The sequence below is a fragment of the Kitasatospora sp. NPDC059803 genome (assembly GCF_042732255.1).
In the GTDB taxonomy this organism is placed as follows: domain Bacteria; phylum Actinomycetota; class Actinomycetes; order Streptomycetales; family Streptomycetaceae; genus Kitasatospora.
In genome coordinates, this window is sequence record NZ_JBHWIJ010000010.1 from 34,655 (window position 1) to 45,272 (window position 10,618).

The window sequence follows — 10,618 nt, forward strand, 5'->3', positions numbered from 1 at the left end:
CGGCGGGCCCCGGGTTGGCGGCCCCCGCCCGGCGCCTCGGGCAGCCACGGGGGAGCCGGGCCGACGAGTCAGCCGTCCGAGGCGTCGAGAACGCCGGACGTGCTGGAGGGATCGAACGGGTCGATCGCTCAGGCGGCGGCGTTGGTGAGGATGTAGTTCACCGCGTCGCCGACGGTCTTCAGGTTCTTGACCTCGTCGTCCGGGATCTTGACGTCGAAGCGCTCCTCGGCGGCCACGACGACCTCGACCATGGACAGCGAGTCGACGTCCAGGTCGTCCGTGAAGGACTTCTCGAGCTCGACGTCCTCGGTCGGGATACCGGCGATCTCGTTGACGATCTCGGCGAGACCTTCCAGAACCTCGTCCTTGGTAGCCATACTGGCTGCTCCTCTTCGGTGTTGAACGCGTCCGACCGGCGGCCGGACGCAGGCTTTGCGGAATGAGTGGGGCGAAACGCGCCTAGGGGAGCGTAACGACTGCCGCGGCGTACACGAGACCCGCCCCGAACCCGATGATCAGTGCGAGGTCGCCGCTGCGGGCCTCGCCGCTCTCCAGCATGCGCTCCATCGCCAGCGGGATGGAGGCCGCCGAGGTGTTGCCGGTCTCGGCGATGTCGCGGGCGACCGGCACCGAGTCGGGCAGCTTGAGCGCCTTGATCATGGCGTCGGTGATGCGCATGTTGGCCTGGTGCGGGATGAACGCGCCGAGCTGGTCGGCGGTGACCCCGGCGGCGTCCAGCGCCTGCTGGGCCACCTTGGCCATCTCCCACACCGCCCAGCGGAAGACCGGCTGGCCGTCCATCCGCAGGGCCGGCCACTTGGCCTCCTCGCCCACGCCGTTGACGGCGTCGGGCTTGGCGAAGGCGGTGTCCCAGGCCTGGGTCTGCGAGATGACGTCGGACTGCGAGCCGTCCGAGCCCCAGATCAGCTTGCCGATACCGGGCGTGTCGGACGGGCCGACGATCGCGGGGGGGGCGGCGGGGCGGCCGGGGATCGCGGGGGAGCGGTGCGGAGGGGGGGGCGGGGCGCGCAGCCGCGGGGCGCCGAGCACCAGCACGTACTCGGCGTTGCCGCCGCGGATCATGCCGTCGGCCAGGCCCAGGCCGTAGCCGAAGCCCGCGCAGGCGGCCGAGATGTCGAAGGCCGGGGCGGTGCCGCAGCCGAGCCGCTCGGCGATCTCGGTGGCGATCGCCGGGGTCTGCTTGAGGTGCGAGACGGTCGCGACGATCACGCCGCCGATCTGGTCCGGGGTGATCCCGGCCTGGGCGATGGCCTTGCCGGAGGCCTGCACCGACATCTCGGCGACGCTCTCCTCCGGGCCGGCCCAGCGGCGCTCGGCGATCCCGCTGCGGGTGCGGATCCACTCGTCCGAGGAGTCGATCCACTCCAGCACCTCGGCGTTGGGGATCACCCGGACCGGGCGGTAGCCGCCCACGCCGAGGATGCGCGCGTACTGCGCGCCCTCGGACGGGCGGATCTGCGGCTTCGTCATGCCTGGGTCTCCTGATCCTGACCGCCGTGCTCCGCGACGAGTGCGCGGGCCTTGTCCAGGTCGGCGGGGGTCTTGAGGGCAAGCGTCGCCACACCCTTGAGGTTGCGCTTGACCAGTCCGGTGAGAGTGCCCGCGGGGGACAGCTCGATGACGGCGGTCGCACCCAGCTGCCCGAGGGTCTCCATGCAGAGGTCCCAGCGGACCGGGTTGGAGACCTGCGACACCAGGCGGGTGAGCACCTCGGCGCCGGAGGCCACGACCTCGCCGTCCTTGTTGGAGACGTAGCGGACCTGCGGGTCGGCCACGGTCAGCGTCGGGGCCAGCGCGGCCAGCCGCTCGACACCCGGGGCCATGTGCTCGGTGTGGAAGGCGCCGGCCACCTTCAGGGCGACCAGCTTGGCACCGGCCGGCGGGTCCGCCTTCAGCGTCTCCAGCTGGGCCAGCGTGCCGGCGGCCACGATCTGGCCGCCGCCGTTGTTGTTGGCCGCGGTCAGGCCGTGCTCGGCCAGCTTCGCCGCGACGACCTCCGGGTCGCCGCCGAGCACGGCGATCATGCCGGTCTCGGTGACGGCGGCGGCCGCGGCCATCGCCCGGCCGCGCTCGCGGACGAAGGTCAGCGCGTCGTGCGCGCTCAGCACCCCGGCGCCGGCGGCGGCGGTGATCTCGCCGACGCTGTGGCCGGCCACGGCGCCGACCAGCTTGCGGGCGACGTCCTCGTCCGGGAACAGCTCACGGGCGGTCATCAGACCGGCCGCGACCAGCAGCGGCTGGGCGACGGCGGTGTCCTTGATCTCCTCTGCGGAGGCCTCGGTCCCGGCGTGCACCAGGTCGAGCCCGGCGACCTCCGACCAGCCGCGGAGGCGGTCGGCGACACCGTCCAGCTCCAGCCAGGGGCTGAGGAAACCGGGGGACTGGGCACCCTGTCCAGGGGCGACGATTACGAGCACGGTTCAACCCTCTCTCGCCAGGCGCCCAGGGGCGGGTAGGCGACGGTAACGAAGAAAACCATCCGGGATTGTAAGTTCCCTACAGGCGGTTCAGCTCGGCTCCCCGGCCGCGGTGAGTCGGCCGAGGGCGAGTGCGATCCGCAGCGTGAACGCCGAACGCACGTCGGACGGGGCGTACCCCGTGACGTCGGTCACACGTCGTAGCCGGTAGCGCACCGTATTGGGGTGGACGAAGAGCATCCGGGCGGCGCCCTCCAGCGAAGAGGCCTGCTCCAGGTAGACGCTCAGCGTTTCCAGCAGCGCCGAGCCGGCTTCGTCCAGCGGTGTGTAGATCTCCTCCACCAGCTGGCGGCGGGCGGCCTGGTCGCCGGCCAGCGCGCGCTCGGGCAGCAGGTCGTCGGCCAGCACCGGGCGGGGCGCGTCCGGCCAGGCGGCGCAGGCGCGCAGGCCGGCCGCGGCGGCGTGCGCCGAGCGGGTCGCCGAGAGCAGGTCCGGCACGGTCGGGCCGACCACCACCGGGCCCGGCGCGAACTGGCCGATCAGCGCCCGGGCCGCGTGCACCGGCTCCTTGTCGCCGCCGACCACGACCACCAGGCGCTTGCCCAGCACCCCGGTCAGCACGTGCAGCTTGGCGTACCGGGCGGCCCGGCGGATCGCCTCGACCACCAGCTCGCTGTCGCCGTCCGGGGCGCTGCCCATCACCACCCGGACCTGGCTGGGCTGGCCCCAGCCGAGCGCCGCGGCCCGCGACAGCACGCCCTCGTCCGCGTCGCCGGACAGCAGCGAGTTGACCACCAGCGCCTCCAGCCGGGCGTCCCAGGCGCCGCGCGCCTCGGCCGCCTGGGCGTACACCTGGGCGGTCGCGAAGGCGATCTCCCGGGCGTAGACCAGCACCGACTCGCGCATGTCCGCCTCGTCGCCGGGGGCGGCCACCTCCTCGATGGCCTCCTCCATCACCTCGATCGTGGTGCGGATCAGCTCGACGGTCTGGCGCAGGGTGATCGCCCTGGTCAGCTCGCGCGGGGCGGTGCCGAAGACGTCCGTGGAGATCGCCTGGGCGGCGTCCGGGTGGCGGTACCACTCGGTGAAGGCGGCGATGCCGGCCTGGGCGACCAGGCCGATCCAGGAACGGTGCTCCGGCGGCATCCGCCGGTACCAGCCGAGCTGGTCGTCCATCCGGGAGATCGCGGCGGTGGCCAGCTTGCCCGAGGACTTCTCCAGCCGCTTGAGCGTCGCGGCCCGGCGCTCGGCCCGCTCGGCGGCCATTCTGCGCTCCTGCGCGGTCAGGCGGGGCGCCGCCCGGCCGGGGCGGTCGCGGCCGGCCCTGGGGGCCGGGCTCTTCCCGGTCGGCTCGGCCGTGGGACTGGGTTCGCTCTTGGAGTTCGCGGAAGCGGCTGGCACAAGGACAAGACTGCCTCACGTGAGTGACTGCTCGTGCACACCCCCCGGTGCAGCGGCACGGTGGTGCCGGTCACACCCACTACCGTGGGGCCCGTGACAGACGACGCCGCCCGCCCCCGCGCCGACCTGCGCCGCACCGCCGAGCGCTACCTCTCCACCCCGGCCGAGGGCGTCGAGACCCGACACGCGTTCTCCTTCTCCGGCCACTACGACCCGAAGAACACGCACTTCGGCGCGCTGCTCGCGTGCAACGAGGAACTCCTCGCCCCCGGCGCCGGGTACGAGGAGCACAAGCACCGGGACACCGAGATCCTCACCTGGGTGCTGGAGGGCGCGCTGGCGCACCGGGACTCCCAGGGGCACGGCGGGGTGGTCCGCCCGGGGATGGTCCAGCACCTCGGCGCGGGCTCCGGCGTCACCCACACCGAGCGCAACGTCGGCGGGGCCGCCGGCCCGGTCCGCTTCGTCCAGATGTGGCTCCAGCCGGACGTGTTCGACGCGCCCCCGGCGTACGGGCTGCGCAAGGTGGAACCGGCCGACGGCGGGTTGACGCTGCTCGCCTCCGGGCTGGAGCGCGACGCCGGGACGGACGCCCTGCGGCTGCGCCGCGGCGACGCCGCGCTCTGGCTGGCGACGGCGGGGCCGTGGCAGCCGCTGCCCGCACTGCCCGAGGCCGCCTGGCGGTACGCGCACCTGACCGCCGGCTCGCTCGGCTACCGGACGATCCCGGGGCCCAAGGGCGGCGGCCGCTCGATGGCCCCGGGCGACAGCGTGCGGATCACCGGTGACGCCTTCGCCGACCCGACGGCCGGCGAGACCGGCGCCGAACTCCTGCTCTGGGAGATGCACTCGCCGGTCTCGTACGGCTAGGTCCTGGCCTTTCAGCCTTTCAGTCGTTCAGCTGTTCAGTTCGGCCAGGACCGCGTCCGAGCAGGCCGGCCAGACCTCGGCGGCCCACGGGCCGAAGTCCCGGTCGGTGAGCGCGACGCAGGCCACGCCGGCCTCCGGGTCGACCCACAGGAAGGTGCCGGACTGGCCGAAGTGGCCGAAGGTGGCGGGCGAGTTGGCGGTGCCCGTCCAGTGCGGGGCCTTGCCGTCGCGGATCTCGAAGCCGAGACCCCAGTCGTTCGGCCGGCGGTGGCCGTAGCCGGGCAGCACGCCGCTGGTGCCCGGGAAGGCGACCTCGCGGGTGGCCTGCCGGACGGTGGACGGGTCCAGCAGCTTCGGGGACTGGAGCTCGGCGGCGAACCGGACCAGGTCCGCGACGGTGGACAGGCCGCCGGCGCCGGCCGGGGACTTGTGCGCGGTGTTCAGCAGGGTGTCGTGCATGCCCAGCGGCTCGAACACCGCCTCGGCGGCGTACCGGGAGAACTCGATCCCGGCGGCGTCGGACAGCGCCCGCGCCAGCGCGTCGAAGCCCGCGTTGGAGTACAGCCGGCGGTTGCCGGGCTCGGCGAACACCCGGTTCTCGTCGAAGCCCAGGCCGGAGGTGTGCGCGAGCAGGTGGCGGACGGTCGAGCCGGCCGGCCCGGCCGGGTCGTCCAGCTCGAAGACGCCCTCCTCGACCGCGACCAGCACCGCGTACGAGGTGAGCAGCTTGGTCACCGACGCCAGCGGGAACAGGTGCTGCTGCGGCCCGTACGTGCCCAGCACCGCGCCGTCCGCCCCCCGGACCACCGCCGCCGCGGCGTGGGGCACCGGCCAGTTCTCGATCATCCGCAAGCTCTCCATGCGCCCGACTCTAACGAAGGCCCGAAAACGGGTGGCGGGAGCACCCGGGTGTGAGGCTTGCTTGGAGTGCACTCCAACTCGATAGCGTCGTCGTCACCGCTCACCACAGGGGGTAACCGATCATGGCCACGCTCGCACCCGTCCAGCTCGACCTGCGGACCTGCGCCGACGTGTACCAGCGCCCGGTCGGCGATCCGGACCGGACCCCGCGGCACACCATCAGCGAGGTCGCCGTGGCCAGCGGGCTCACCGCGCACACCCTGCGCTGGTACGAGCGGATCGGTCTGCTCGACCCGGTCGACCGCTCCGCCAGCGGCCAGCGCCGCTACTGCGACGCCGACCTGCACCGGCTGGCCTTCCTGGGCCGGCTGCGGCTGACCGGCATGCCGATCGCCGACATGCTCCGCTACGTGGAGCTGGCCCGCGAGGGTGAGCGGACCTACGAGGCGCGGCGCCAACTGCTGGTCGACCAGCGCGAGGAGGTCCGCCAACGGGTCGCCGACCTCCAGGCCACCCTCGCCGTCCTCGACTACAAGATCGACCTGTACTCCGGCCGGATCGCCGCGTCCGACGAACCGGCCGTCCGCCGCCACGAGTAGCCGCCATCAGCACGCCGCACGCGGAGTACGCCGCACGCATGCGCCGCACGCAGAGGAAGAAGCAGAGCGATGACCGTTCCCGTCCTCCCCACCGCCCGACTCGGCACCGACGGCCCGTTCGTGGGCGTCCAGGGCCTCGGCTGCATGGGCATGAGCGACTTCTACGGCCCGACCGACCGGCCCGAGGCGCTCGCCACCCTGGACGCCGCCCTGGAAGCCGGCGTCACCCTGTTCGACACCGCCGACGCCTACGGCTTCGGCCGCAACGAGGAGCTGATCGGCCCCTTCGTCCGCGCCAACCGCGACCGGGTGGTGCTCGCCACCAAGTTCGCCGTGGAGCGCAAGGAGGACGACCCGAGTCACCGCGGCATCCGCAACGACCCGGCGTACATCCGGGCCGCCGTCGACGCCTCGCTGCGCCGCCTCGGCGTGGACGAGATCGACCTCTACTACATGCACCGCCGCGACCCGGCCGTGCCGCTGGCCGACTCGGTCGGCACCATGGCCGAGCTGGTCCGGGCCGGCAAGGTGCGCCAGCTGGGGCTGTCCGAGGTGACGGGCGCCGAACTGCGCGAGGCGTACGCGATCCACCCGATCGCCGCGCTGCAGTCCGAGTGGTCGGTGTTCGCCCGGGACGTCGAGCGCACGGCGGTGCCGGCCGCGGCCGAACTGGGCGTCGCCTTCGTGCCGTACTCACCGCTCGGCCGGGGCTTCCTGACCGGGGTGTTCCAGGCCGCCGAGCAGCTCGCGGCGGACGACGTCCGGCGCACCCAGCCGCGCTTCACCGGCGCCAACGCGGCGGCCAACGCCGAACTCCTGGCGCCGCTGCGGGAGATCGCGACGGCCCGCGGGGTGACCCTCGCGCAGGTCGCGCTGGCCTGGGTGCACCAGCGGGCCGAGGTGCACGGGCTGACCGTCGTGCCGATCCCCGGCACCCGCAAGCGCAGCCGGCTCGCCGAGAACACCGCGGCCGCCACGCTGCGGCTCACCGCCGAGGAACTGGCCCGGCTGGAGCCGGTGGCGGGCGAGGTGGCCGGGGACCGCTACCCGGACATGCGCTTCACCCAGGTCGGCCGGGAGTAGCGGCGGTGGGGGGGCGGCGCCCCCGGGCCCGGGCGCGCGCCGCTCGCACGTCCTGGCCTGCTCCCGGCGTCTGCGACACTGGATGAACCATGCCTAAGCCCGGAGAACTCACCTTTGTCGCGCCGCGCGGCGCCAAGCCCCCGCGACACCTCGCCGACCTGAGCCCCGCCGAGCGCAAGGAGGCCGTCGCCGAGCTGGGCGAGCAGCCGTTCCGCGCCAAGCAGCTCTCCAACCACTACTTCGGCCGGATGTCGAACGACCCGGAGGGCTGGACGGACATCCCCGCCGCCAGCCGGGAGAAGCTGACCGGGAGCCTGCTGCCGGAGCTGATGTCGGTCGTGCGGCACGTGTCCTGCGACGACGACACCACCCGCAAGACGCTCTGGAAGCTCTTCGACGGCACGCTCGTCGAGTCGGTGCTGATGCGCTACCCGGACCGGGTCACCATGTGCATCAGCTCGCAGGCGGGCTGCGGCATGAACTGCCCCTTCTGCGCGACCGGCCAGGCCGGGCTGACCCGCAACCTGTCCACCGCCGAGATCGTCGAGCAGATCGCCGCCGGGATGCGCGCGCTCAAGGCCGGCGAGATCCCGGGCGGCGAGGCGCGGCTGTCGAACGTGGTCTTCATGGGCATGGGCGAGCCGCTGGCCAACTACAACCGGGTGCTGGCCGCGATCCGCCGGCTGACCGACCCGGCGCCGGACGGTTTCGGCCTGTCCCAGCGCGGTGTCACGGTGTCGACCGTTGGCCTGGTCCCGGCGATGAACCGGCTGGCCGACGAGGGCCTCAGCTGCCGCCTGGCGCTGTCGCTGCACGCCCCGGACGACGAGCTGCGCGACGAGCTGGTGCCGGTGAACACCCGCTGGAAGGTCGCCGAGGTGCTGGACGCCGCGTGGAACTACGCGGAGAAGTCCGGCCGGCGGATCTCCATCGAGTACGCGCTGATCAAGGACATCAACGACCAGGCATGGCGGGCGGACCTGCTCGGCCGGCTGATCAAGAACCACCGGGTGCACGTCAACCTGATCCCGCTGAACCCGACGCCGGGCTCCAAGTGGACCGCCTCCCGGCCCGAGGACGAGCGCGAGTTCGTCCGTCGGCTCCAGTCGCACGGGGTGCCGACGACCGTCCGCGACACCCGGGGCCAGGAGATCGACGGCGCCTGCGGTCAGCTCGCCGCGGCGGGCTGAGCCGGCGGGCCAACGCAAACCGGCAGGTCAGCGACAGCCGCAGGTCAGCGCAAGCCGCAAGGTCAGCGCAGGCCAGCGGCCGCCAGAGCGGCGGTCGCCCCGCCGGTCACCAGCAGCGTGGTGCCCACCGCCAGGGTGCGCAGCGCGACCGCGCCGAACAGCAGCCGGGGCGAGGTGCCGAGGCGCAGCAGCACGTCGGTGACGTCCCGGCGGTCGGTGCGGACCTCGGCCAGCCGGGTGACCACGGCGGCGGCCGCGCAGCCGAGCACCAGGCAGGCCTCGACGGCGGGCAGCGCGTCGGCGCTGTCGGGCGTGCCGATCCAGTAGCGGATGGTGGTGAGCACCAGCGCGAGGGCGAGGGTGAGCACGGCCAGCGGCGGGCCGAGGCGGCGGGCCTGGGCGGTGAGTCCGCGGCCGGCCAGCAGCCGCAGCGGGGTGGGCCGGCCGAGCGCGAGCAGCCGCCCGGTCCAGGACAGCAACGGGCCGGTGAGCAGGGCGAGTCCGACCGCGCTGGCGGCCCAGCCGCCGAGTGCGGCGGTGCTGGTGCTGCCGAGCCCGGCGGGCAGGTGGATCGGCCGGCCGTCGGCGGCGGCGCCGGGCCGCAGGGCGATGAGTTCGAGGGCGAGGCCGATCACGGCGAGCCCGACGGGCAGGGCGACCCGCAGGGCGCCGAAGCCGGTGCCGCCGCGGGTGCGGGTGCGGCCGCCGGGCAGGTACTCGGTGGGTGGGACGGCGCAGGCGGCGGCGATCCCGGCGGTGAGCGGGACCAGGGCGAGCAGGGCGACCGGCGCGACGGCCGGCAGCGGTACGCCCATGCCGAGGTCGGGGGCGAGCGCGGGCCCGGCGATGTCGTTGCGCAGGACCAGGAAGACCAGCAGGGTGAGCACGCTGCCGAGGGTGCAGGCGAGCACGACCTCACCGGCGATCAGGGTGCGGATCCGGCCGGAGCCGGCTCCGGCGGCGCGCAGGCCGGTGATCCGTTCGGGCCGCTGGGCGGGTACGGCGCGGGCGGCGACGGCCGCGAACCAGGCGACGGCGGCGAGCGGGGGCAGGCACCAGAGCAGTCGCACCAGCGCGTCCTCGCCGCCGAGCGGGTCGCTCATCGCCCGGCCGAGGGAGCGCAGCAGGAAGGCGGAGACCACGGCGGCGGCCAGCACGGTGAGCAGCCAGCGGCCGAGGTCGGGCACCCGGTAGCCCCGGGCCAGACGGAGATAGAACACGTCGACTCTTTCAGCGGCTCGGCGTCGTCAGCGGCGGGTGGCCGAGACGGCGGCCGCGCCGGCCGCGCCCGGGACGGCGTGCCCGCGCGGGACGGGGGCGGCGGGGGCGGTGAGCCGTCCGTCGACGAGGGCGACGGCGCGGTCCGCGAACCGGACGAGCTCGGGGTCGTGAGTGGCCAGGACGAGGGTGAGCTGGTGCGACCGGGCCGCGCTGGTCAGTATCCGCAGGACCTGGTCGGCGGCCTCGCGGTGGAGCGGGGCGGTGGGGTCGTCGGCGAAGACGACGGGCGGCAGCGGGGCGAGGGCGCGGGCGACGGCGATCCGCTGGCGCTGGCTCTGGAGCAGCCGGTCGGGGCGCTGCCGGGCGACCTCGCCGACGTCGAGGCGTTCCAGCCATTCGTCGGCGGCGGTGTAGGCGGCCTTGTTGCCGGCGCCGGCGAGCAGCAGCGGCAGGGCGACGTTCTCCCGGGCGGTCAGTTCGGGCACCAGGTGGGGTTCGGAGCCGACGAAGCCGAAGCGGTCGCGGCGCAGCCGTTCGCGCCCGGCCCGGCCGAGGGTGTGGACGGGCGCGCTGTTGAACCAGACCTCGCCCTCGTCGACGGTGAGGAGGGCGGAGAGGCAGCCGAGGAGGGTGCTCTTGCCGGAGCCGCGCGGGCCGGTGACGGCGAGCACTTCGCCCTCGCGGACGCCGATCGAGATGCCCCGCAGGGCGGGGGTGCCGTGATGGGACTTGACGATCCCCCGGGCCCACAGCACGTCGTTGTCAGGCGGTGCCGCTGACATGAGGTTCCATCCTGGGTGGCCGCAGGGATATGACAGTCGTCAGATTAGAACGACTGGGGCCTGGTGCGGTTGCGGCGCTCTGGTCCATCGCGGGCAAATCACCCGCAATCAGGCATGTTTGATCGGCCGGCAGCGCCGGAAAATCGCCGAAGGGCCGTGCCGGGGGGGTGGGT

The 10,618-nt window shown here is 74.0% G+C and carries 11 protein-coding genes; 4 read left to right on the forward strand and 7 right to left on the reverse strand.

Annotation, left to right across the window (positions count from 1 at the left end; genetic code table 11):
- Window positions 1-128: 128 nt before the first annotated feature.
- From ACFV6I_RS03100 to ACFV6I_RS03115, 4 genes are all read right to left on the reverse strand, one after another.
- Window positions 129-377 carry an acyl carrier protein gene (locus tag ACFV6I_RS03100; RefSeq protein ID WP_063347460.1) on the reverse strand — a complete coding sequence of 83 codons (249 nt, stop codon included), beginning with the start codon at window positions 375-377 and terminating at the stop codon, window positions 129-131.
- An 82-nt stretch (window positions 378-459) separates the two neighbouring features.
- Window positions 460-1,491: a beta-ketoacyl-ACP synthase 3 gene (locus tag ACFV6I_RS03105; RefSeq protein ID WP_380423399.1), complete on the reverse strand. Its 1,032-nt coding sequence runs from the start codon at window positions 1,489-1,491 to the stop codon at window positions 460-462.
- The gene (locus ACFV6I_RS03110) at window positions 1,488-2,438 is read right to left on the reverse strand and encodes an ACP S-malonyltransferase (protein ID WP_063347458.1); all 951 of its coding nucleotides are present in this window, start codon (window positions 2,436-2,438) and stop codon (window positions 1,488-1,490) included. Before ACFV6I_RS03110 ends, ACFV6I_RS03105 begins: the two co-directional genes overlap by 4 nt.
- Window positions 2,439-2,528: 90 nt before the next feature.
- Window positions 2,529-3,704, reverse strand: a complete 1,176-nt coding sequence (locus ACFV6I_RS03115; RefSeq protein ID WP_063347457.1) for a CdaR family transcriptional regulator — start codon at window positions 3,702-3,704, stop codon at window positions 2,529-2,531.
- 228 nt (window positions 3,705-3,932) lie between these two features.
- Between ACFV6I_RS03115 and ACFV6I_RS03120 the strand changes: the two genes are divergently transcribed.
- Complete coding sequence (locus ACFV6I_RS03120; protein WP_159398417.1) at window positions 3,933-4,709, forward strand: pirin family protein; 777 nt, start codon at window positions 3,933-3,935, stop codon at window positions 4,707-4,709.
- 27 nt (window positions 4,710-4,736) lie between these two features.
- Here the strand turns inward: ACFV6I_RS03120 and ACFV6I_RS03125 are convergent, their stop codons facing one another.
- Window positions 4,737-5,570 carry a serine hydrolase domain-containing protein gene (locus ACFV6I_RS03125; protein ID WP_363370030.1) on the reverse strand — a complete coding sequence of 278 codons (834 nt, stop codon included), beginning with the start codon at window positions 5,568-5,570 and terminating at the stop codon, window positions 4,737-4,739.
- Between the two features lie 122 nt (window positions 5,571-5,692).
- Here ACFV6I_RS03125 and ACFV6I_RS03130 point away from each other — a divergent pair, with 122 nt between their 5' ends.
- The 3 genes from ACFV6I_RS03130 (at window position 5,693) to rlmN (ending at window position 8,442) form a co-directional block, all read left to right on the forward strand.
- A complete protein-coding gene (locus ACFV6I_RS03130) occupies window positions 5,693-6,169 on the forward strand; it encodes a MerR family transcriptional regulator (RefSeq protein WP_363370032.1) in 477 nt (158 codons plus the stop codon).
- Window positions 6,170-6,238: 69 nt separating this feature from the next.
- Window positions 6,239-7,252, forward strand: coding sequence for an aldo/keto reductase (locus tag ACFV6I_RS03135; RefSeq protein ID WP_380423400.1), 1,014 nt, complete (start codon window positions 6,239-6,241; stop codon window positions 7,250-7,252).
- Window positions 7,253-7,341: 89 nt separating this feature from the next.
- On the forward strand, window positions 7,342-8,442 hold the full coding sequence (rlmN, locus tag ACFV6I_RS03140) for a 23S rRNA (adenine(2503)-C(2))-methyltransferase RlmN (protein ID WP_063347664.1): 1,101 nt from the start codon (window positions 7,342-7,344) through the stop codon (window positions 8,440-8,442).
- Window positions 8,443-8,504: 62 nt separating this feature from the next.
- Here the strand turns inward: rlmN and ACFV6I_RS03145 are convergent, their stop codons facing one another.
- Window positions 8,505-9,662, reverse strand: a complete 1,158-nt coding sequence (locus ACFV6I_RS03145) for a hypothetical protein (protein ID WP_063347663.1) — start codon at window positions 9,660-9,662, stop codon at window positions 8,505-8,507.
- Between the two features lie 27 nt (window positions 9,663-9,689).
- Window positions 9,690-10,445, reverse strand: coding sequence for an ABC transporter ATP-binding protein (locus tag ACFV6I_RS03150; RefSeq protein WP_380423401.1), 756 nt, complete (start codon window positions 10,443-10,445; stop codon window positions 9,690-9,692).
- Window positions 10,446-10,618 lie beyond the last annotated feature (173 nt).